Below are 23,650 nucleotides of genomic sequence, written 5' to 3'. Positions count from 1 at the left end.
TAAAATAAATTTCTATAATTTAGAAATAAATATTTTTTGAGAAACAATTATTAAAATAAATATTCCTTGATACTAATCCAATCTATTGTATAATAGAGTAAAAGGAGGATAAAATGCCAAAAAAATATGATAATTTATTAATATTTAATATTGATCCTGGTTTAATGAAATACGAAGACGATATTAAATTAAGAATAGAAAAATACAAAAACAAAAAGAAAGAATTATTAGGTGGTAAGAGAAAACTATTAAATGTAGCAAATTTTCATGAATGTTTTGGTTTCCAAAAATCTAAAACAGGTTGGTTTTATAGAGAATGGGCTCCTGCTGCCGATGAGGTTTATTTAACTGGAGATTTTAATAATTGGAGTACAACATCTCATCCACTAAAGCGAATTGATGAAGATACTTGGGAAATTTTCATAAAAGGTATTAGAAGTATTCCTCATAACTCTAGAATTAAAGTTATTATAGTAAAAAATGGTAATTTAAACTATAGAGTGCCTATGTTTATAAATAAGGTAAATCAAGAAACATATGAAGATGGTCATATAGATTTTTATGGCATCATGAATAATCCTTCTAGAAAGTATAAATTTAAAAACGAATTTAAAATTCCTAAAAATTTCAATCCTTTTATATATGAAGCTCATATAGGAATTGCGCAAGAAAAAGATGATATAGGAAGTTATAAAGAATTTATTGATATATTACCTAGAATTAAAAATTTAGGTTATAATACAATTCAAATAATGGCAATTGCATCTCATTCATACTATGGTTCTTTTGGATATCATGTAACAAATTTCTTTTCCGCTTCACATTGGTTTGGTGATGTTGAAGACTTAAAATTATTAATTGACGAAGCTCACAAATTAGGACTTGCGGTTTTAATGGATATCGTTCATAGCCATGCATCAAAAAATGTTAACGAGGGTATAAATTACTATGATACAACTGAATATCAATTATTCTATTCTGGAGAAAGAGGTAATCATCATCTTTGGGATTCACGAATTTTTGACTATAGCAAGAATAATGTATTAAAATTTTTACTATCTAATTTGAGATATTATCTTGAAGAATATAATTTTGATGGATTTAGGTTTGATGGTGTAACATCAATGATGTATCTTGATCATGGTATAGGAAGAACATTCAATAGTTATACTGATTATTTCTCATTAAATACAGATTTGGATGCAATTACCTATTTAACTCTTGCTAATGAACTTATAAAAGAAATTAATCCTTCATATATAACCATCGCTGAAGATGTTAGTGGAATGCCGGGATTATGCCTTCCTATTAAATACGGTGGAATAGGTTTTGATTATAGTTTTAATATGGGAGTTTCAAACTTTTGGAAACAATCATTAAATCAAGATGATCACGATTGGAATATGCTTAAAATGTGGCATGAATTAACTTCATCTAGACCAGAAGAAAAATCTATATCTTACGCTGAAAGTCATGATGAATCAATAGTTGGAAGTAAAACTATAATGTTTAAATTGGCAGATTCTGAAATTTATGAAAATATGGATTTACATAATCAAAGTTTTTTAATACACAGAGCTATTTCTCTTCATAAATTAATTACAAGCGTAACATTAAATACAGCTTCCGATGGATATCTCAACTTTATAGGTAATGAATTTGGTCATCCAGAATGGTTAGATTTTCCTTCAGAAAATAATGGTTGGTCACATAAATATGCTAAAAGACAATGGCATTTAGTAGATGATAAAAACTTAAAATATCAGTGGCTAAATCAATTTAATAAAGAAAGTATAGAATTTTCTAAAAATAATGATCTACTTTTAGATTCTCCAAGATTAATAATGATTGAAAATGAATTTAAATTGCTAATATTTAAGAGAAATAATCTATACTTCATTTACAATTTCCATCCAACAAGATCCTATGAAGGACTTGCCATCCCTATTGAAGAAAAAGGAAATTTCAAAGTTGTTTTTAGTAGTGATGATAATAAATTTGGAGGAATGGACAGAATTTCAAAAGACTATATATATGAAAGTTCTGAAATTTTTGGTTCTGATTTTGACTATGATTTAAAAATTTATTCTCCAAGTAGAACTATGATGGTACTGAAAAAAATAAATTAATATAAAAAAGAAACCGAGATTTTGAACTGACCCCAAAAAGTTGGACCTAATACCAGAGTTAGAAATAAACTAGCTCTGGTATTTCTTTTCCTTTCCTACCCCTAGGGATAGGAATTTTTTATGCTGCATTCTTCTTTCTATATTCTATTGGTGATAAGTATCCTAATTTTTCTTTTATTCTTTCTTCATTGTAATATTTTATGAAATCTTCTATTGTTTGTTTTAAGTGTTCATATGAATAGAATTTTCTTCCGTAATATATTTCTTGTTTTAATATTCCAAAGAAGTTTTCCATTGGCGAGTTGTCTAAGCAGTTGCTTTTTCTTGACATGGATTGGATGATGCCGTTTGATTCTAGTTTTGATGTGTATTGCTTTACTTGGTACGCCCAGCCTTGATCTGAGTGGAATATTCTTTTTTCTTTTGTTTTGTTAGTTATTTCTATGGCTTTATCTAAAGCTTTTAGGATTGGTTCTAGTGTTGGGTGTTTTGATATTTCATAGCTTAGTATTTCACTGTTGTACATATCAAGATATGGGTTTAGATAGAGTTTTTTTATTTGATATGTTCCTGATTTATCTTTTTCAAAATACTTAAATTCTGTTGTGTCTGTTGTTATTTTTGTGTATGGTTTTTCTATTTTGAAGTTCCTATTTATTTCATTATCAGCTATTTTTCCAATAGTTCCCTTGTAGGAGGAGTATTTTCTAGATTTTTTTGAATAGATTTTTACTTGAAGTTTTAACTTTTGAATTAATCTTTGTACTTTCTTTTTGTTTATTGTTAGTCCTGATCTTTTCAACATAGCAGTTATTCTTCTGTAGCCATAGTTTGGATTGTCTTTTCTTATCTTAAGTATTTTATTTTCTATTTCTATATCTTTATTTGGTCTATTTAATCGTTTTTTCCAATACATGTATGTTGATTTGGCAATATTAAAGTATTTTAATAAGTCTTTTAGTTTGTATTTGTCTCTTAAGACCTCAATTGTTTCAGCAATTGTCTTATTTCTGTATCTGTCATTTGAGACAATTCTATCTTTTTTTTTATTGCATCATTTTCTAGTTGAAGCCAATAGTTTTTTTCTTCTAATTTCTTTATTTTTTCTTTTAGTTGTGCTTCGTTTAAAGAATTATCTTCTTCATTGGTTAATTGTGCTGATGATTCTATTTTAGTGTCTTTTGATTTCTTTTGAGACTTTTGCATTTTTGAAGGTCTTCCTCTCTTTTTAGCTTTTAGTCCTTCAATTCCTTTTTCTCTAAAGTCGTTTACCCATCTTGTTATCATTGATGGATTGTTTATCTTTAATTCATTTGCTAGGCTTTGGTAGGACATTTCCCCTCTTAAGTACAAGTTTACTACATTTAACTTAAATTCCAAAGTGTATTGTGTATTTTTTCTCTTTACTTTTAATCCTTCATAGACTTGAGACTTGTATGCATTTACCCATATTTTTACTATTTCCTGATGAGAAAATTTATATTTTTCTGATAAAGATTTATATGAGATATTCGATCTTAAATATTCTTTTACTACTTTCATTTTGAATTCTGTGCTATATTTTGCCATTAAAAAACTGACCTCCTTTAGTTAGTTTTTTGGTCTAACTTTTGGGGGTCAGTTCATTAATTGTTAACGTCAATTTTTTTATTTAATTAAACTATTTATATCTTGAGTAAATTTAACTATATCTTCAACCTTCAAACCAGATATTAACCTAGCTTGATTGTATAGCACATTTGTAATCAAAGAAATTTCATCAGTATCATTTTTTGATAAAGCATCCATCAATTTAGCATATAAAATATGATTTGGATTAATTTCTAATACCTTTTGTGCTTTAATCCCCATTGGATTTTGTTGCATTGAAAGAGTTTTTTCCATTTCAATTGAAATATCCCCTTTAGATGTTAAAAATGATGCATCATCTACCAGTCTCTTACTTGCCTTAACATCAACTATTTCATCACCCAAAACTTCCTTCATCTTATTAAATAATTCCTTTTGATTTACATCTTCCTTCTTATCTGAATCTTTTACGGAATTATCTTCCAATTCAATTTCCTCATCAAAAGCAGACTTAAATTTAATATCCCTATAACTTTCCATAACCTTAATTACAAATTCATCGATATGTTCGTCAAGATAGATTACTTCTATATCTTTTTTCTTTAACATTTGTAAAGCGGGCATGCTATCAATATTTTCATATGATTCTCCAGTTGCATAGTATATAAATTCTTGATCTTCTTTCTTATTATCAAGATATTTTTCTAAAGTTACCATTTCTTTTGATTTTGAAGTCTTAAATAATAATAAGTCTTCAATTTCTTTCTTTTTAGATCCCTGACTTTCATAAATGCCTGCTTTTAAGCTCAATCCAAATTCTTCAAAGAATTTTCCATATCTTTGCTTATCAGAATTTAGTATAGATTTTAATTCAGATAAAACTTTCTTTTCTAAATTTTTAGAAATACTTACCATTCTTCTATCATTTTGTAAAATTTCTCTGGAAATATTTAATGATAAATCTTCACTATCTACAATCCCTTTTACAAATGACAAATATGAAGGCAATAAGTCTTCATTTTTTTCCATTATCATTACACCGTTTGAATAAAGCTCAAGTCCACCTGTAAAATTACTTGTATAATATTCAAAAGGTTTTTGAGAAGGAATATATAATATTGATTTATAGTTTATAATACCTTCCGCATTCAAATGTATCCATGATAACGGTTCATCAAATCCATATCTTTGTGCATGATAAAAATTCTTGTATTCTTCATCTGTAACATCATTTTTATTTTTTTTCCAAATAGGAATCATAGAATTTAATACTTCTTCTTCGGTATAATTTTCTGTATTTCCATCTTCTCCCGGTTTTGATTTTTCAACATTCATCTTAATTGGATATTTAATATAATTTGAATATTTTTTTACTAAATATCTAATAAATCCTTGATTTAAATATTCATCAAAATCATCTCCTTCTGTATTTTCCTTTAAGAAAAGCTTTATTTCTGTACCAACTTCATTCTTACTAGATTCTAAAATTTCATACCCATCAGCCCCTTCACTAATCCATAATAGAGCTTCTCCATTTTCAGTTTTTGTTTTAACTTCAATTTTATCAGCAACCATAAATGAAGAATAAAATCCTACCCCAAATTGACCGATTATTGAAATTTCATCGTCTTTATTTATATTTTTAAAATCTAGAGATCCACTTTTAGCAATAGTTCCCAAATTATTTTCCAAATCTTTTTTGGTCATTCCTATACCATTATCAGATATAGTTATAGTCCTATCATTTTTATCTAAATCTATAAAAATTTGTAAAGCTTTTTTATCTAATGTTTCCCCAGACTTAATAGAATTAAAATATCTTTTGTCTATTGCATCTGAAGCATTTGATATAAGCTCCCTTAAAAATATCTCTTTATTTGTATAAATTGAATTAATCATCAAATCTAAAATTCTTTTTGACTCTGTTTCAAATTGTTTTTTCATAATTCCTCCTATTTATTTACTATATATATTTTAATATATACATCTATTTTTTTAAAATTTAGTTATATTTTTGAATCCTACATCTTTATATATTATAATCATAATGAGGTGACAAAATGATTAATAAAGATATTGAACGTTTTATAAAGACTAGTGAAACTAATATAATGATACCCAAAAAAAATACTTCTATGGTTTTTGAAGATAATGCTTTAACTCATGCTATGCTAATATTAAAGCAATCTAATTATACTCAAATTCCTGTTTTAGATTATGACTCAAAATTTAAGGGACTAATCTCTTTGCATCATATATATAGAATTTTAGGTGAAGAACTATTTAACGATTTTGATAAACTAAGTAATTATAAAGTCAAAGATTTTATAGATAATCACTACGCAATAATAAATGAAAATTATCAATTAGAAGATGTAATGAATCTTTTAATTAACTATAACTTCATAAATGTAGTTTCAGATGGTAATAAATATATAGGAATGATTACTAGAAGTGCTATACTCAAAAATATGAATTTTTTAATACATAATACAGATAAAATAATTAAAGAATTATAATCAAAAAGAGGCTATTGCAAAAATAATTAGTTATTTTTGCAATAGCCTCTTTTTTTTAATTTTCTTTATCGATTATTTTATCAATATTTTCAGTATTTGTTGCTTCCTTATCATCAACCCATACAATACCAATTTCTATGTCTTTATAATTTTTTAATATTTTTTTAGATTCTTCTTTAGTAGATAAATACAAAGCTGTTGATAGCATATCTGCCAATCCGGAATCATCTGTAACAACTGATACCGCTCTATAAAGCGTCTCCGGTTGAAGAGTTTTCGGATCTACAATATGATGATATCTTTTACCATTATGCATGAAAAATCTTTGATAATCTCCACTTGTTACTATCGATTTTGATCCATTTATATTTAAAATTCTAATATTTTTTTTATTATTAACATCTGGATTTTGAAGACCTATCTTCCATTCTTTTCTTCCATCTCCTGGAAGACCTATCGTTCTAACATTGCCGCCAGCATTTATAGATGCATTTTTAACGCCTTTGGATTCTAGCTCTTTTGCAATAAGCTCTGTAGCATAACCTTTAGCTATCGCCCCAAAATCAATACTTACCTTAGGATCTTTTATAAATACCGTCATATTTTTTTCATCTAATATTAATGTATTTATATCAGAATGCTCATTAGCTTTTACTAAATCGTATTTTTTAGGTAAAATAGTTTTTTTGTCATCTTCTTGTCCAGCATTTTCTTCTCTAACATCATGCCAAATTGTAAGTACATTTCCCATAGCTATATTTACTTTACCTAAAGTTTTATCATAATTTTCTTTTGAAAATTTAATTAAATTAAATAAATCTTTATCCACTTTTAACGGCTTTTTTCCTGCGTTTTCATTCAATGTCTTTACATTTATTATACCTTCATAACTACGATAATTATCATATAATTTATGAAGTCTCTTATATTCGGATTCTACAAATTTGGCATTTTTATCAAAATCCTTTTTATTATCTGCGTATTCCACATACTGAACTTGAGTATCAAATGTATCATAAAAAATCGTATTAAATTTTTGCTTTTCTTGCTTCGTGCAGCCGCCCAAAACCATTAATAAAAGTAATATACTTAAAATTTTTCTCAAAATTTCCCCCTTTTAAAATTTAAGACTATATTTTTATATTATACTACTAAATCTTAAAATTTAAATAAAAAATGCCATCATAAAATAATATAGTAGATATTTAAATCAATTAAATATGTGATTTATTTACTAAATAAATGAACTTTTTTACTTAACCTACAAATAACTAAGAATATATAGTATAATTGACGTAACAAAGCAATTTAGGAGGTAAGCATGTTTTTACTGGTACTATACCAAAACGATTTTGAACAAAAGTTTGGACTTTTTGAAACTATAGAGCAAGGAAGAAAATTTCTAAATTTAATTCCCGGCTACAGTATAAAATCAAAAGACGGTTTTGAATATGAAACGATTAATTCATCAGCCTTAAAAAACTATGAGGAAATAAAATTCAACAATCACATCATTCCTTTTACCAGATTTTCTTTTCATAATAATGAATTAATCAATATTGACTGGTATGAACTTCCAAACTTCTCTAAAGAAGGATTCGGCATAATTTCAGGCGCCACCAAAGTTGATGCCTACGTTATAAACAACGAAAACGTAAAAAATTATATCAAAAAAAGAGAAGAAAAATACATACATGTCAAAAACCTTCTAAAAGAAAAAGGATTTAATGTTGATAGAAGTTTTGCCGGTTCAGAAGATGGTGAGGCAATTTTGTATAAACAAAATAACTCGGACAAATGGCACTTCCTATGCCATATGGATCCTGATTTTGTTGAAAGAAATATCAGTGATAAAGAATTTTTAGAATATATTATAGAAGAGTAGTCGAAAAATATCCCACTTTTTTTCTCTTGCCTTTTTATTGTACACTTTCAATGCTACTACGGATAAATATTATGATTAACAAAAAATAAAAAACTAGGATGAATATCACCCTAGTTTTTTCAATTCCTATAAATTATTTAGCTGTTTTAATTGAACTTACCAATGTCTTAATTAAACCTTCTACAGTTATTGTTGTAGAAGCTAGTAAATCAGCATCTGTCGCTTTACCTTTTTCTAATTTTAGACCAGCTAATTGATCTGCTGTTTTTCCTTCTGCAAATTTTTCTAATCCTTGAACTTGTTCAAACCATTCTTTACCAATCTTTGATGCTTTTTTCATATCATACTTATCACCTAAAGCTTTTTTGGTTGTTCCTGGTTGTTTTAAGTCTGTCATTACAGAACCATCTTTGTTAAATGCTACTGTATTTTGTGCATTATCTATAACTGTTTTTACTACTACACCTTTATCATCTGTAGCTGTTAATGCAACAGTTGTTTCAAATTGTACTGAAGCTCCTTTATCATCTTTAGCTTCTTTTGTACCATGTCCTAATGTAGTTGCTACACCTAATCCTAAGTTTTTAGCACCTTTTACTTCAACAGCGTTATCCCATGCTGCTTTAACAGCTTTTTGGAATCCTCCAATGTCTATAGTTACTGATGAAACTAAATCAGCTTGTGTAGGAACATTTAAGTGATGATCATCTTTTTTAGCTGTTTCAATACCTAAAACTTGTTCTGCTGTTTTTCCTAAAATATATTTTTGGAATGCTTCAGCTTGTTCAAACCATTCTTTTTGAATTTTTGAAGCTTTCTTCATACCATATTTTTCTTGTAGTTCTTGTTTTGTCATAAATTGAACTTCTGCAGGTTTTTTAGCAAATGTACCATCATCTTTAACAGCAAATTTACTTTGTGCTACATCAATATATGCTTCAACGATTTTTCCATCTTTATCAAATGCTAATCCTGCAATTGTTACATTGGATGTTGCTTCACCTTTACCATCTTTTAATGGTTTTGCTGATAATCCAACAGATGTACCTAAACCAAATTTTACAATTTCACCTTCAGATTTAGCTGGTTTTCTTTCTGTAGAAGTTTTAGCATCATCTTTTTTATCTTCCATTTTTGTTTCTTTTTTATCTTCCATCTTAGTTTCTTTTTTGTTATTGTCTTGAGGTGCTTTCTTTTCACCACAAGCTACTAATGTTACAACTAAAACTAAAGATAACATTAAGCTTAATAATTTTTTCATTTTTCCCCCTCGAATGAAATATTTGATATTTTTATCACATATTTATGATATACCAAAACACTCAAATTGTCAAACCTTGCTATTTAATTAACCTTCTATCTTCTAAAGCCTTTGATAAAGTAATTTCATCAAAATATTCTAAATTCCCACCAACAGGAATACCACTCGCTATCCTTGTAATTTTAATATCTTTATCTTTTATCAACTCTTTAATAAATAACATAGTAGTTTCTCCTTCGACAGTCGGAGAAATTGCAAAAATTATTTCCTTAACTTTACCACTATTTACACGATTTATCAATTTATCTATATCTATATTTTCGGGATCTACCAAATAATTCGGATTAATAAGTCCATTTAATACGTAATATTTTCCTGAATACGTATTAGTTTTTTCTATTGTTAAAAGATTTGTTACATCTTCTACTACACAAATCACACTATCGTCTCTTTTATTATCAGAACAAATATCACATACTTTATTTTCTGTAATATTTCCACATATTTCACATTTTTTTATATTGTTTTTCACATTTTTTAAAGAATTAATAATAGATTCAATACTATCTTTTTCCATATTTACAATGTGAAGCGCCATTCTTTGAGCAGATTTTCTACCAATTGACGGCAATTTTCTTAAATTTTCAATTAAATCTTCTACTGGTCCTGGATATTCAAACATAATTCCCTCATAAACTTATATTAAAAAAATGGTGCTACAAAGTAATTGTAACACCTTTATAATCTATTAAAACATTCCTGGCAATGATATACCGCCTGTTAATTTACCCATTTTATCTTCTGAGTATTTTTCAACTTGAGAAATTGCATCATTAACAGCTGTAAGTATCATATCTTGTAACATCTCTACATCTTCTGGATCTACTGCATCTGGACTAATTTTAATAGATAAAATTTGTTTTTTACCATTTGCTTGTACTTCTACAACCCCACCTCCAGCTGTTGAAGTGAATACTTGTTCTTCAATCTCTGTTTGAGCTTGCTCCATCTTTTTTTGCATTTGCTGTACTTGTTTCATCATTTGACCCATGTTTCCACCGCCAAATCCACCTCTTCTTGACATAAATCCTCCTATTTTTTATCTTTTATTATTAATTCACCTTCTGAAAATAAACCTTTTAACCTATTTATTTTTTCGTCATTATTTGATAAATCCTGATTTCTAAATTCTAAAAATTCAACTTCGTATTTTTTATTTATTTTTTCATACAAATCTTCACATGCTTTTTTAAAGAAAAAATTCATACTTAATCTCATAGGCATATGCTCTTTATCAATATAAAAAACAAGCTTATCCATTCTATGCTCAGTTTTCTTTAATCCTTCAAAAATCAAATTTGCTGTTGGATATTTTTCATCAATAATGTTTCTAAACATACCAACAACATCAAGATTATCAGATACAGAATTTTCAGGTTCTTTTTGATATATATCTTCAGTTAAAAAATCTTCTCGAGATTCCACAGAGATATTAATTTTATTTTCTGAATTATTACTTATAATTGTACCATTATCTACTCTATCTTCAAAATTTTTATAACCATTTTTTTCTATAAAATCTAGTCTCTCTTCAAGATTTTTTATCTTAGCTTCCAATTGTTTTCTAGGTAAATAGTCTATAAGCCTTGCACTTCCAACTCTAAATAACAAATTAGTACTATCCGATTTTTTCATTATTTCTTCATATTCTAATAAAATATCTATTGAGTTAATAATTTGTTCTAATGAAATTTTTTCAGTTAATCCACTATATATATCATCCTTTATTCCAACTTTTATATATAATAAATCTTTGAAAAATGTAATTATTTCTTTTATAAAATTATGTGCATCTTTACCTTTTTGCAATTCTTCATCAATTATATTTAATAAGTTTTTAATATTTTTATCAAAAATTGATTTTGCATATTCAACCTTAACATCATCACTAAATATTCCTAATAAGTCTGTAACTTGATTTGTGGATATATTGGTATCTCCTATCGAAATAACCTGATCCAAAACAGATAACGCATCTCTCATTGCTCCGGATGCAACACTTGCTATTATCTCAATAGCTCTCTCTTCCATTTTAATATTTTCGCTTTTCAATATATATTCTATCTGTTTTATAATGTCATTTTCTGATAATGACTTAAATTCATATCTCTGTGTTCTTGAAAGAATAGTATCTGGAATCTTATCAATTTCAGTAGTTGCTAATATGAAAATTAAATGTTTTGGTGGTTCTTCCATAATTTTCAATAAAGCATTAAATGCATCATTTGTAATCATGTGAGCTTCATCAATTATATATACTTTGTATTTTAAGGATGTTGGAGGATAAATAACCTGATCCCTAAGTTGTCTAATATCATCAATTCTACGATTTGAAGCCGCATCCATTTCAATAACATCCATATTTTCTTCTGTTAATATAGATTTACAATTAGCACATTCATTACATGGATTGCCATCAATAGGATTTAAACAATTTACAGCCTTCGCAAATATTTTAGCTGTAGATGTCTTACCCGTACCTCTTGTTCCTGAAAATACATAAGCATGAGAATTTTTATCATTTTTTATTTGATTTTTAAGTATTGTAGTAATACTATCTTGCCCAAAAACCTCATCAAAATTTTTAGGTCTATACTTTCTATATAGTGCTTGTTTCATATTTCACCTCAAAAATATTATAACATAACACCATGATAATAAATGAAAAAAGATTTTTTAGAAAATCCGAAAGCAAAATTATAAATAAAGCTATTACTGATATAGAAAATTTACAATCAGATTTAAATAAAGAAAATAAAATTATAAAAAATTTCATCTCTATTTTAAATATTTTACGGATGAAATCTGTATTTTTAAGATTTTCATCTGCTTTTATGAGCATATTTTACGGATAAAATGTTCAATTTTATTAATTTAATCTGCTTTTATCGAAGCAATTCACATTCCTACTTAAAATTTACGGACAAAAATGGCAAATAAAGGCTTTTTGTCTGCTATTTCCTTCAAAATATTCAAAATTTTACGGACAAAACATGGAAAATTTTGAAATCTGTCTGCTTTTAATTATAAAAAAAATGTAACAATATTGGTATTAAGATTTTATCACATTCATGCCATAATTTTATAAGGAGGAATTACAAATTTATATCCGATAACAATATCGAATACATCTATAACTAATTATCCGAAGAAAAACAAAAACTAGTTACACCACATAAACAATTTAAGTATGAATGAATACTCCATAGGTTTTAAAATCTAGCTTAGATTTTTATATCTAACTCAAAAAGTCAAGTATCAAAGTTGGTCATGAACTCACTGCTTTTTGGCAGTGAGTTTTTCTTTGTGGTTAAACCACAAAGAAAACCCCTTGAAAAATATCTATTTCAAGGGGTTAAATAATTAATTTACTTGGTATGGTAATAGAGCGATTTGTCTTGCTCTCTTAATTTGTTTTGCAATTAATCTTTGATGATGTGCACATGTACCAGTAACTCTTCTTGGTAAAATTTTACCTCTTTCACTGATAAATTGTTTTAATGTAGCAACATCTTTATAATCAATATTATCTAATTTGTCTTTATCAAAAGCACAAACTTTTTTTCTTTGTCTAAATTTTCTTGCCATTTAGTTCTCCTTTAACTTATTAAAAAGGAATCCTCTTATCTTCAGTTGGATCAAAATCTGCTGAATACTCGAAATTATCATCAATTGGTGGAGTATAAGAATCAGATTGGCTTGGTTGTTGATTGTTAGATTGATTTTGCATTGGTTGTTGCGCAAGTGTTGAATTATTTCCACCTTTCCAATCTAAAAATTCCACATTTGATGCCAATACATCTGTTGTATAAACTTTTTGTCCATCTTTTTCATATGAACCAGTTTGAATACGACCTGTAACTAAAACTCTTAGTCCTCTACTTGTGAATTTAGCAATATTTTCTCCAAGTTTTCCCCAAGCAACTACATTTATAAAATCAGCTGTTGGTTGTCCTTTAGATTCCATCTCTTGTCTTTTTTCTCTTGATAAGTTTTTATCTACGGCTACGTTTAATCTAACATAAGCCATATTACTTCCTTGTGTATATCTTAGTTCTGGATCTCTGGTTAATCTTCCCATTAACACTACATTATTCATTAAATCCTCCTTAAAATATTAGGACTCTTTGTTTACTACTAAATACTTAATAATTTGATCTGTGATTTGAGCTCTTCTTTCCAACTCTTTAATTATTGAAGGTTCTGCTTCAAAATTAATTAAAACATAATTTCCTTCTGATAATTTTTGTATTTCGTAAGCTAACTTTCTGTTTCCCCAATCTTCGATTTCACCTAATTTTCCGTGTTCATCGATAACGTCATACAATCTTTGTAAAACGTCTTTTTTTAGTTCTTCTTCAAGATTTGGCTTCAAAATAACTATCATTTCATAATTATTCATGATTTACCTCCCCTATGGTTTCAACCCTGCTGCTAACAGAGTAGAGAATTTTTTACTGATTAAGTATATCAAATAAATTAAAATTAATCAAGTTTTTCTCTATATTCTTTCATAATGTATTCAAATATATCAGCTGTTGTAGGAGGTGTGTAAATTATTGCATTAGCTCCCGCTTCAATAGTCTTTTTAATTGTTTCTTCACTAGACCCACCAGTAGCAATTATAGGAAATGCTTCACCTAATTCTTCTCTAATTTTTGCTACAATTTTAGCAGTATTGCTTCCAGCAGATACATTTAATATTTGTACTCCTGCCATTATCTTATCAATATAGTTATCTTTTTCTGATACAACAGTAAGAATGATAGGTATATCAATAATATCTGCAATTTTTTCAATTGTATCAATATCCATAGGTGCATTTACAACAACTCCATATGCGCCTATCAATTCAGCTTGCAAAGCTATATTAATTGAACGACTTCCTGATGTAAGTCCTCCCCCAACCCCAACAAAAACTGGAACCATAGAGGTATCCATGATTGCCTGACTAATTGAAATTGAAGGTGTAAATGGATAAACCGCAAAAACAGCATCAGCATTAGAATTTCTAATAACAGCTATATCTGTTGTAAACAATAAAGATTTAATTTTTTTCTCTAAGATATTTATTCCACTTGCATTTTCAATAACTTCCGGCATAATAACCATTCTATTTCTTAACTCGTGTTTGATCTTAGGAATTTCTTTAAGTTTTCTACTAGATTGATTAGATGAATTAGGCTGTTCTAATTCTACCCCTATAAGTTCAGGAGAAATATTTAGTCCATATTCTGCAATAATATGATTACCATGATCTTTCGTTTCTAAAGTCCTAAAATTTTTTTTATTATTTTTTGTTTTCTTCTTCATACTCTACTTCCTCTACATACTTTATCTCAAAAATATTATACTACATTTTACAAAAATGTAACTGTCAACATTATTACATTTTTGTATTATTTTCATTAAAATATTGTATTTATAGCTTTTTTTCATTAAAATAGTAAGAAAGAGTATTAAAAATAAAAAAGGAGTAATGATGAAAAACTTTAAACTTTTAGAAGAAAAATATTTGAAAAATGAACAAGCAAATGCTCTAGTTTTTGAACACAATAAAACACTAGCTAAAGTATTTGTAATGTCAAATGATGATGATAATAAAGTTTTTGGTATTGGTTTTAGAACACCACCAAAAAATAGTAATGGTGTATGCCATATAATTGAACATTCAGTATTAAATGGATCAAAAAAATATAAAACAAAAGAACCATTTATGGATATGGTAAAAGGATCTTTACAAACATTTTTAAATGCTATGACTTATCCTGATAAGACAATTTATCCTGTAGCATCAAGAAATGATAAGGACTTTAGAAATCTTTCAGATTTATATTTAGATGCTGTATTTAACCCAAGAGTTAAAACTGAAGAAAAAATATTTAGACAAGAAGGTTGGAGATACAATCTTGAAAATGACAATTTAACATACAAAGGCGTTGTTTACAATGAAATGAGAGGTGCCATGTCTTCAATGGAAACTCAAGTTTACAAAAATATTTATGCTGAATTAATGCCTGACACAATTTACGCTTACAATTCAGGTGGAGACCCATATGTAATTCCTACTTTGACTTACGAACAATTTTTAGACTATTATAATGAATTTTACCACCCTTCAAACGCCTACATTTTCCTATACGGAAATTTGGATTATGAAGAATATCTAAATTACATTGATGAAGAATATTTAAGAAATTACGAATATAGAAATGTAGATTCTCAACTTGCATTCCAACCAAGATTTGAATCCCCTAGATATGCTGTAAATTACTTAAATACAGCTAAAGAAGTTAAAGAAAATGAATCTTTTGTTTCTTATTCTACATTAATGGGAGATGGTGCAAATTCTAAAGAAAGAATTTTATCAAGCATTCTTACTTCTTCGTTAATCGACAATGAAAGCTCCAGTTTGCGTCAAAAATTACTTTCATCAGGAATACTTGAAGTGATTTTCTCAACATCTCAAACAAATAGAGAATCATCATTCTCATTAGTTGCAAAAAACATAAAAGCAGATGATAGAGATAAATTTGTAGAAATTATCGAAGAAGAATTAAAAGAAATCATTGAAAACGGAATAGATAAAGACTTAATTTTATCAGAAATCAATGACTATAAATTTGATATTAGAGAAAAGGGAAATTACTCTACAAAGGGTATCCCATACTTTATAAACGCTTTTGATTCTTGGCTATATGACAAGTCACCAATTGAAGCAATCGACATTGAAAATGACTTGAAATACATTGAAGAAAACATTGAAAATGGAATCTTTGAGAAATTTATTAAGGAAAATATTTTAGAAAACAACCATAAATCCATTGTTACTCACATTCCTAAATTAGGATTAAATGAACAAAAAGACAAAGACATGATGGACAACCTTGAAAGAATGAAACAAGATTTAACTGAAACTGAAAAAGAAAATCTTGAAAAATTTAGAGAAGAAATGGCTGATTTCCAAAATAGAGAAGATACTCCTGAAGAAAAAGCTACAATTCCAATGCTTACAAAAGAAGATGTTGACACAAAAATTCCTTCAATTGATAGAGAAGAAATCAAAAAAGATTCATACACTATCTTAAAACACAATCTTCCAACATCAGGAATTGACTACATTGACTTAACATTTGACATTGATCACATTACAAAACCTGAAGATATACTTTACACAAATCTTCTAACTGCAATGTTAACAATGCTTGACACTGAAAACTATAATTATTCTGACTTAAATAAGGAGATTTTACTTTCTACAGGAGGAATAAAGGCTGATATTAATCAATTTATAGTTAAAGAAACAAATGAAATTAAAAGAAAGATAATTGTGTCTACAAAATCCTTTACTGAAAACATCGAAAAAGCTACAGCTGCATTGAAGGAAGTTTTATTAAATACAAAATTTGACAATCATGCAAGATTGAAAGAAATTTTATTGATGATTAAAGCTGGATCAGAAATGGGACTATATCAAACAGCTCATGTAAAAATGATGAATAGAGCCGTTTCAAACCATCTAGAATTCTTTAAATACAATGAATACATCAATGGTATTGATTTCCAATTATTCATCAAAAACATTGTTGACAAAGATATCAAAGAAGTAGCTTTAAAACTAGAAAATATCTATAACAACGTATTTTCTAGAAAGAATTTAATTGTAAATATCGCTTCAACATTTGAAAATGAAAAACTACTAACATCACTTGAAGAATTAGCAAATTCATTTGAAGAAAAGACATTCACAGTTTCCAAATTTGAATTCATTCCTTCAAAAAAATCTGAAGGTTTTGCGACTTCTGCCGATGTAAACTACGCATCATATGGTAATAAATTAAACATGGAATTTGACTCAAAATTTGTCGTACTTAACAACCTTGTTTCAACTGAATTTTTATATACAGAAATCAGAGCTAAGGGTGGTGCTTACGGTGCAGGAATGACAACATCTCAAAGAAATAATTTTGCAACATACTCATACAGAGATCCAAACCTACAAAGCACATTAGAAAAATACAATGAAATCCCTAAATTCCTAGAAGAAACTCAATTAACAGATGAAGATTTACTTCCATACATCATTGGTGCAGTTGGCAAAATCAATCCTCCAATGACAGAAAATACAAAATCTTCATTCGACCTATCAATGTACATCACAGGTCAAACAATTGAAGACATTGAAGAAAAAATTGAAAATGCATTAAAAGCAGACATGGAAACATTAAAATCCACATCAACAAAATTAAGAGAAATCTTAGATACAGCTTCATTAGCCGTTCTTGGAAACAAAACAGTTATAGAAGAAAATAAAGAATTATTTGATGAAGTAATTGAGTTATAGAAAAAATAAAAGAATACACGCTCGGCACTAGTCCTCAGACCTATCGGTCCTGCGGAAGTGCCTGCATGGATTTTTTATTTTTATAAGGATAATTTTTTACTAAATTTTTATTATCTCTTTTTTCTATTTTTAATAATTGAGATTAATATATCAACCATCACAATAAAAAATAAAGAGTTTCACTTAGGCACCTCCGCAGCTCCATAGGAGAGAGGACTAGTACCGTTAGTGAAATCTCTTTATTTTTTATTATTTTTTATTTTTTCTCAAAACTAAGTAAATTCCTAAAGATATAACCACTAATATAATTACTATTATACTTGTAATATCTAATAAACTTAAATTATCTTTATTTTCTGTATTTTTAGAATCTGACAACTCGTCTTCTTTTTTAGTTTCTTTAGAATTTTCAACAGATTTTTTATTATTTTTTTGTTCTTCCGTTGTTTTCTCAAGTGTTTTATTTGAACTATCAGAATTTATTTTTTCAGTATTATTTAATACTTTAATTTCTTCAGTAGTTTCTGAATTTGAAGATACATTTTTTGATATATTTTCATTTATACTCAATTTATCATTCAGTTCAAATGAAGTCACTTTTTCTGATTCATATGATAAAACATAATTTGATAATTTATCAGTATTCAATTCAATATATTTTTTGCCATCTTTTTCAATTATTTGATAATTTTTAATTTCTTCTACATTTCCATCTCTACTTAATGATAGAGATTTGAAATTCTTTTTAGTGATAGGAATGTATATTTTAACTGGAGAATCTAGTTTTTCAACATTTTTACCATTTTTGTTTACAGAAATTTCATATTTATCATTTAATAAATCTTCTAAATTATCCGATTTTTTAACTACAATTTTTAGTGGATTTAATATCAAATTTTTACCTTCAAATACTATATCATCTACTTTTTTAGTAATATTATCATCTTTTTTAGATTCTTTTGTAGTTATTTTTGATGTATCTTTTTCTACTTTATTATCTACATCAGATTTTATACTAATATCTTTTGGATCCTTAGCTTGTTCTTTTAATTTTTCATCAATTTTAGCCTGATCATTTGGTTCATTTTTAGTTACTTCTTCAACAATTACAGGTCTTTCTACTTTTCTTACAATGTATTGAATTTCATAGCTATTTTCCAAAGAGTCTGTCAATGTAACCGTTACAACATCTCCATCTTCAACTTTAACCTGTTTAATAAATTCTTTTTCGTTATTTCCATATTTAGTATCTCCTGCTGCAGCTTCATTTCTGTAGCTTATAACATGATCCCCATTTACTAAAATTGTATAACCAAAACCATTATCCTTAATCTTTCCTTTTAATTCTATAAAATCTTCATAAGTTTCTATATAATTTTTCTCAATGGTTTTTCCATCTTTTGTTTCAGATTCTACTTTTATAGTATTTTTTGTATTGTCACTTAAAGTTAATTCTGGAAGAGTATTGTCAAACAGGATTCTTACTTTTCTATCAACTAAAAGTTTTCCTTCCTTGTCTTCAACCCTTACGCTTACCGGATTCATTCCTTCTTTAAGTTCTACTTTATATGCAAATCTATTTCCACCTCCAACAGTACTATTTATTGTAGATTCATTCCCATTTACAAATATTCTTGATTCTGAATTATTTGTATTTCCTGTTAGTTCAAAATAGAATTTACCATCTATTTTTTCTACTTTCTGAGTTGCATCTTTTTCTAAATTTTTACTGTTCAATACAATTCTATTTGTTACACTTAAAATAGTTTCTTTTTCTGTATTTTCAACTTCTTTAGAACTTTTAATATATTCAGAAATTACAATTGTTTTTTCAAGTCCTTTTCTCTCAGAAATTTTATTTGTAGGAACAGCTAAATCCAAACCTTCTATAGTCTTACTTACTTCTATTTTTCCAGGTCCTGGTTGTCTCAAGTTTAAGAAATCAAACATTGATGAAGGACTTGAGAATTTATGATTGAATGTCCCATCATCATTTATTTTTATTTCTTCACCTCTATTAACTGTAAATTTAAGTTCTTTAGGAGAAAACACATTGTCTTTTACAGTTCCTTTCAAATTAACTGAACCATCAGGATTTAATTCTATTTTATACTGATCATAAGTATTAAACAATTTAGCATCCTTTTTTAATGTCGGATCACTTGTATCAAGTTGTTTCTTACTATCTTTATCAATTTTTATAGCATTATCTAAAGTTATTGTTGGCTTTACATAATCATAAATAAATTCTCCAAGTGAGACGGTTCTTAATAACTTATTTTCTTTTCCGTATTCTTCAACAAAAGCTTCGTATTTTCCTTGTTGTTCCGGACTTAAATAAAATTCTGATCCAAACATTACTTTTTTACTTCTAACTTTAAATGGTCCTTTTTCTATTGTTTCTTTTTGATTTTTGAAAATCAATTTCATAGTTTCTGTTTCATCTAAATTTGTCGTAGCCGAAAATTGTTCAGATGGAAATATTTTTATTTTCTTATCAATGAAACTATTCCATCTTTCAACTTGTAGCGGATTATCTCCAAAATTATTAATTGTATATTTAGCTTCATTATATGCATAGTCATAAGCATATATTTCTGCCTTTTCACTACTTACATTTGTAAATGGAACTTTGACAGTATATAACTTTGTGTTTTCGTCATATGATGCATCATATCTTTTTTCTCCAATTTTAACATATGTGTAGGATACTCCTGTAGCATCATCTACTTTATAACTTATCTCTCTACCATCATTTAACACTTTATATTCCTTCAATAATTCTTTTTGAATGTTAATTTTAGGAACTTTTGTATCAACTTTAACAGGTAACTCTAAAGTTTGATAAGAATATTTATCAGATAATTTACCTTCTACTTTGATGTAATATTGTCCATCATCTGTTAATTTTAATTGTCCTGTCTTTTTATCATATACTTTTCCATCCCATAATCCTGCAAAGAATGGTCGAGTCTTAAATAATTCCCCCTTTGTAACAGCTTTATTATAATCAACAAAAGTTTGACGTCTCACATTATATTCTTCACCTAAAACTCTAACTGTTTCTTTATTAGAATTTAATACGCTAAATTTTAAACTTGAAGCAGGTCTAAGTAATCCAATTTGAGGCATTATAACTTCTGCTGCATTATCATTATTAGGTGAAAATGATACATATTTAGCATCTGGTATTCTATCTTTTGGAGCTAGTTTAGGCTTAATACCTAAAGTAACAACTTCTGATTTTCCTAAAAAACCTTGTCCTACAGTTGAAAATAGTTGTGTATCTGTATAATAAGTATTATTTTTATTTTCTAGATTATATGGCTTATCAAAAATATCTTCTTGATTCCAATTACCAACAAAGCCCATATAAGTAAAATGAATATTTGGTTGATTTTGATCTTTAGAAATAAAATTTATAAATCCTTCTACAAATTGATTTGAAACTTCACTAGCATTTAATTTAACATTAATTTTAACAGTTTCCCCTGGTTTAATAGTAATATTTCCCTTATCAACACTTATATTAGCACTACTTAAAACTTCTTTCACTTCTTTATTTATATTCATAGTAGTTTGAACTTTTAATGGTTTAACTTCAAAAGTTAATGTTTTATCACCATAATTTTTAGCATTTATTGTAAATTCTTTATTTCCTACAAAATCTCTTAAAGCTCCTGTTGGCTCATTATCAGCAGAATTTGTTAATATAACTCTATTTTTAATGGCATCTTCTGTTTGAATTAATCCAGCACCTTGTCTTCTTGGTGAAAATGGTAATTTATTTTCAAAATTATTATTAGTCATTATTTTCGCTGAATTTATCAAAGTATATTTTGTAAATAAAGCATAATTATCTATTCCTGTTTTTATATCATTTTTTATTTGTGATAAAACAATAGCACTTGCTCCGGCAACGTGAGGGGAAGCCATTGATGTACCACTTGAAAGACCATATTTACCATCATTTATAGTTGAATAAACATTGCCTCCTATCCCTGTTAGTTCAGGTTTAAAATCAAGATTTGATGTTGATCCAATTGATGAAAAAACACTCATATCATCTTTTTTATCACTATCAACTTTAACTGGATCTTTTTCAAATTCTATCTCAAAATCAGGGTTTGACTCTACTAAATTTTTTATCTTTTCACCTAAAGCTTTTTCAAAGCTAGTAACAAAAATATTTTTATTTGCCCCAGTAATTTCCATACTTGGCATTTCTGCATCTTCATTGTTAAATATTACTACTCCTGCTGCACCGTATTCATAAGCATTATTAATTTTTTCAGTAAAAGTAATCTTTCCTCTTTGAATTAATGCAATTTTACCTTTAACAGCATCCTTTTTCTTTTCAAAATCTTCTTTATATCCTAATTCAACATAAACCATTTTATTTTTAGCTGATTTTAATTCTCCCTGAGTTATCTTATACTCATTTCTAACTTGTTGTCCATTTTCATTAAAGTTTACATAATGAACATACTTATGTGTATTTTCATAAGATGCAATACTTAATGCTTTTCTTGATGTTGATGGAGACGCTACAACACCTATATCTTGTCTTTCAAATTTATTAGAAATATTTTTAGTTTTTCTATTATCAACAAACGCTGCAGTATCATTACCTGCTGCAATTACAACTAAAACCCCTTTATCTGTTGCAGCATTTACAGCTCTTTGTACAGGATCATTATCATTCATAAATCCTGAAACACTTCCTAATGACATGTTAATTATATCTGCATTATGTAATATAGATGCTTCTATAGCTGCTATAATATCATCGTCTTTTGCACCTTTTTGCTTTTCATCTTTACTAAAAACCTTCATAGCTAAAAGTTGAACTTCACTTGCCACTCCTGAAATTCCCTTTTTACTCTCATCTCCATTTGCTCCAACTATTCCTGCAACATGCATACCATGATCTGATTCTGTACCTTTTACAAAATATGACTCATCTGCAAAATTATATCCATAAGGAACTTTCATAGTAAATTTAGTGTCTTTATTTTTATCACTAACAAAAGGTGATTTAATCTTTGCTTTTTCAGGATTAGTTAAATTTTGCATATCTGGGTGACTAACATCAATCCCTGAGTCAATAATTGAAACAACCATCCCCTCACCTTTATTTTTATAATTCTTAGTTGCTTCCAATACTTGAGTCAAATATTTGCTTGAAGTCATTAACGGATAATATTCCCTAGACTCTGTTACATCTTCAATACCTCTCATGTTTTTTAATAATGGAATTATAGATTTTGGCACATCTGCAGAAAATCCATTAAATACAACATTAAAGTCTTTTTTCAACTTAACTCCTAGATATTGATTCACTTTTGATTTTATAAGATCCTTATTTGTATCTTTTTTCAATTGAATAACAACTCTTGCTGTTTCTTCTTCAGGGTTACCTTTATTTACAACCCATTCTAGTGGCATATCCATTGCAAATGATTTAACTGGTAATGCAGTAAACAAAATTGCAATAGAAAAAATTACTGATAATATTCTTTTTCCTCTCATATATCCTCCCTAAAATTTTAATTGTAATTATACTTTATTTTTCAGAAATAATCAACAAAAAGTTGTATTTTATTTATGTGTTTGTATATTTTTTCTATAAATGTATATTTTTATCGTATTACAATAAGATATATAGAAATATTTGAATAATATTGAATTTATTCAATTATACTGTTATTATTTATAATTTATGCATAAAATTTTCATTAACAGATAATTTATATTTTTTCATGCGTTTTTGTATATTTATTATATAAATATTCTGTTTTTGAATATTTATTTTAATTGTAATTCATTTTACTAAAATCCCTAAAAGAATTCCTAATAACAAAAAAAAAGAATTGGAATAAA

At 27.3% G+C, this 23,650-nt stretch carries 17 protein-coding genes; 4 read left to right on the top strand and 13 right to left on the bottom strand.

All coding sequences use genetic code 11. The features are described from left to right. The first annotated feature begins 113 nt into the window (after window positions 1-113). A complete protein-coding gene (locus ABGF48_RS06845) occupies window positions 114-2,129 on the top strand; it encodes an alpha-amylase family glycosyl hydrolase (protein WP_408105593.1) in 2,016 nt (671 codons plus the stop codon). 118 nt (window positions 2,130-2,247) lie between these two features. Here the strand turns inward: ABGF48_RS06845 and ABGF48_RS06840 are convergent, their stop codons facing one another. From ABGF48_RS06840 to htpG, 3 genes are all read right to left on the bottom strand, one after another. Beyond that, entirely contained in the window at window positions 2,248-3,117 is an 870-nt protein-coding gene (locus tag ABGF48_RS06840; RefSeq protein WP_408105605.1) for an IS3 family transposase, read from the bottom strand. Further along, window positions 3,105-3,698 (bottom strand): helix-turn-helix domain-containing protein, encoded by a 594-nt coding sequence (locus tag ABGF48_RS06835; protein ID WP_408105592.1) that lies wholly within the window; start codon window positions 3,696-3,698, stop codon window positions 3,105-3,107. Before ABGF48_RS06835 ends, ABGF48_RS06840 begins: the two co-directional genes overlap by 13 nt. A gap of 78 nt (window positions 3,699-3,776) precedes the next feature. Next, window positions 3,777-5,642: a molecular chaperone HtpG gene (gene htpG, locus ABGF48_RS06830; RefSeq protein WP_408105591.1), complete on the bottom strand. Its 1,866-nt coding sequence runs from the start codon at window positions 5,640-5,642 to the stop codon at window positions 3,777-3,779. 116 nt (window positions 5,643-5,758) lie between these two features. Here htpG and cbpB point away from each other — a divergent pair, with 116 nt between their 5' ends. Beyond that, window positions 5,759-6,217, top strand: a complete 459-nt coding sequence (cbpB, locus tag ABGF48_RS06825) for a cyclic-di-AMP-binding protein CbpB (protein WP_408105590.1) — start codon at window positions 5,759-5,761, stop codon at window positions 6,215-6,217. A 55-nt stretch (window positions 6,218-6,272) separates the two neighbouring features. Here cbpB and ABGF48_RS06820 read toward each other — a convergent pair whose 3' ends face one another. Next, the gene (locus tag ABGF48_RS06820) at window positions 6,273-7,322 is read right to left on the bottom strand and encodes an FAD:protein FMN transferase (RefSeq protein WP_408105589.1); all 1,050 of its coding nucleotides are present in this window, start codon (window positions 7,320-7,322) and stop codon (window positions 6,273-6,275) included. A 216-nt stretch (window positions 7,323-7,538) separates the two neighbouring features. Here ABGF48_RS06820 and ABGF48_RS06815 point away from each other — a divergent pair, with 216 nt between their 5' ends. Further along, on the top strand, window positions 7,539-8,102 hold the full coding sequence (locus ABGF48_RS06815; protein WP_408105588.1) for a hypothetical protein: 564 nt from the start codon (window positions 7,539-7,541) through the stop codon (window positions 8,100-8,102). Between the two features lie 133 nt (window positions 8,103-8,235). On the opposite strand, the gene ABGF48_RS06810 is transcribed toward ABGF48_RS06815, so the two are convergent. The 8 genes from ABGF48_RS06810 to ABGF48_RS06775 all read right to left on the bottom strand — a co-directional run bounded on the left by ABGF48_RS06810 (window position 8,236) and on the right by ABGF48_RS06775 (window position 14,736). Beyond that, complete coding sequence (locus ABGF48_RS06810) at window positions 8,236-9,363, bottom strand: hypothetical protein (RefSeq protein WP_408105587.1); 1,128 nt, start codon at window positions 9,361-9,363, stop codon at window positions 8,236-8,238. A gap of 79 nt (window positions 9,364-9,442) precedes the next feature. Then, entirely contained in the window at window positions 9,443-10,045 is a 603-nt protein-coding gene (gene recR, locus ABGF48_RS06805; RefSeq protein WP_408105586.1) for a recombination mediator RecR, read from the bottom strand. A gap of 66 nt (window positions 10,046-10,111) precedes the next feature. Continuing rightward, entirely contained in the window at window positions 10,112-10,447 is a 336-nt protein-coding gene (locus ABGF48_RS06800) for a YbaB/EbfC family nucleoid-associated protein (RefSeq protein ID WP_408105585.1), read from the bottom strand. 8 nt (window positions 10,448-10,455) lie between these two features. Further along, on the bottom strand, window positions 10,456-12,042 hold the full coding sequence (dnaX, locus tag ABGF48_RS06795; RefSeq protein ID WP_408105584.1) for a DNA polymerase III subunit gamma/tau: 1,587 nt from the start codon (window positions 12,040-12,042) through the stop codon (window positions 10,456-10,458). 744 nt (window positions 12,043-12,786) lie between these two features. After that, the gene (gene rpsR, locus ABGF48_RS06790) at window positions 12,787-13,011 is read right to left on the bottom strand and encodes a 30S ribosomal protein S18 (protein WP_134743893.1); all 225 of its coding nucleotides are present in this window, start codon (window positions 13,009-13,011) and stop codon (window positions 12,787-12,789) included. A 19-nt stretch (window positions 13,012-13,030) separates the two neighbouring features. Further along, window positions 13,031-13,522, bottom strand: coding sequence for a single-stranded DNA-binding protein (locus tag ABGF48_RS06785; RefSeq protein ID WP_408105583.1), 492 nt, complete (start codon window positions 13,520-13,522; stop codon window positions 13,031-13,033). Between the two features lie 18 nt (window positions 13,523-13,540). Next, window positions 13,541-13,825: a 30S ribosomal protein S6 gene (gene rpsF, locus ABGF48_RS06780; RefSeq protein ID WP_134711331.1), complete on the bottom strand. Its 285-nt coding sequence runs from the start codon at window positions 13,823-13,825 to the stop codon at window positions 13,541-13,543. A gap of 83 nt (window positions 13,826-13,908) precedes the next feature. Beyond that, window positions 13,909-14,736 carry a hydrolase gene (locus ABGF48_RS06775; protein WP_408105582.1) on the bottom strand — a complete coding sequence of 276 codons (828 nt, stop codon included), beginning with the start codon at window positions 14,734-14,736 and terminating at the stop codon, window positions 13,909-13,911. A 169-nt stretch (window positions 14,737-14,905) separates the two neighbouring features. On the opposite strand from ABGF48_RS06775, the gene ABGF48_RS06770 reads away from it, so the two are divergent. Beyond that, a complete protein-coding gene (locus tag ABGF48_RS06770; protein ID WP_408105581.1) occupies window positions 14,906-17,767 on the top strand; it encodes an insulinase family protein in 2,862 nt (953 codons plus the stop codon). A 249-nt stretch (window positions 17,768-18,016) separates the two neighbouring features. Here ABGF48_RS06770 and ABGF48_RS06765 read toward each other — a convergent pair whose 3' ends face one another. Beyond that, the gene (locus ABGF48_RS06765; protein ID WP_408105580.1) at window positions 18,017-23,299 is read right to left on the bottom strand and encodes a S8 family serine peptidase; all 5,283 of its coding nucleotides are present in this window, start codon (window positions 23,297-23,299) and stop codon (window positions 18,017-18,019) included. Between the last annotated feature and the right edge of the window lie 351 nt (window positions 23,300-23,650).

Source organism: Helcococcus bovis (genome assembly GCF_046035835.1).
Classification (GTDB): domain Bacteria; phylum Bacillota; class Clostridia; order Tissierellales; family Peptoniphilaceae; genus Helcococcus; species Helcococcus bovis.
This window is presented reverse-complemented; position numbering and strand designations above follow the sequence as displayed.

Bases quoted from the DNA above. Each gene is read 5' to 3' on its own strand.
- ABGF48_RS06845 (WP_408105593.1), top strand. From the start codon at position 114: ATGCCAAAAAAATATGATAATTTATTAATATTTAATATTGATCCTGGT.
- ABGF48_RS06835 (WP_408105592.1), bottom strand. From the start codon at position 3,698: ATGGCAAAATATAGCACAGAATTCAAAATGAAAGTAGTAAAAGAATAT.
- htpG (WP_408105591.1), bottom strand. From the start codon at position 5,642: ATGAAAAAACAATTTGAAACAGAGTCAAAAAGAATTTTAGATTTGATG.
- cbpB (WP_408105590.1), top strand. From the start codon at position 5,759: ATGATTAATAAAGATATTGAACGTTTTATAAAGACTAGTGAAACTAAT.
- ABGF48_RS06815 (WP_408105588.1), top strand. From the start codon at position 7,539: ATGTTTTTACTGGTACTATACCAAAACGATTTTGAACAAAAGTTTGGA.
- ABGF48_RS06810 (WP_408105587.1), bottom strand. From the start codon at position 9,363: ATGAAAAAATTATTAAGCTTAATGTTATCTTTAGTTTTAGTTGTAACA.
- recR (WP_408105586.1), bottom strand. From the start codon at position 10,045: ATGTTTGAATATCCAGGACCAGTAGAAGATTTAATTGAAAATTTAAGA.
- ABGF48_RS06800 (WP_408105585.1), bottom strand. From the start codon at position 10,447: ATGTCAAGAAGAGGTGGATTTGGCGGTGGAAACATGGGTCAAATGATG.
- dnaX (WP_408105584.1), bottom strand. From the start codon at position 12,042: ATGAAACAAGCACTATATAGAAAGTATAGACCTAAAAATTTTGATGAG.
- rpsR (WP_134743893.1), bottom strand. From the start codon at position 13,011: ATGGCAAGAAAATTTAGACAAAGAAAAAAAGTTTGTGCTTTTGATAAA.
- ABGF48_RS06785 (WP_408105583.1), bottom strand. From the start codon at position 13,522: ATGAATAATGTAGTGTTAATGGGAAGATTAACCAGAGATCCAGAACTA.
- rpsF (WP_134711331.1), bottom strand. From the start codon at position 13,825: ATGAATAATTATGAAATGATAGTTATTTTGAAGCCAAATCTTGAAGAA.
- ABGF48_RS06775 (WP_408105582.1), bottom strand. From the start codon at position 14,736: ATGAAGAAGAAAACAAAAAATAATAAAAAAAATTTTAGGACTTTAGAA.
- ABGF48_RS06770 (WP_408105581.1), top strand. From the start codon at position 14,906: ATGAAAAACTTTAAACTTTTAGAAGAAAAATATTTGAAAAATGAACAA.
- ABGF48_RS06765 (WP_408105580.1), bottom strand. From the start codon at position 23,299: ATGAGAGGAAAAAGAATATTATCAGTAATTTTTTCTATTGCAATTTTG.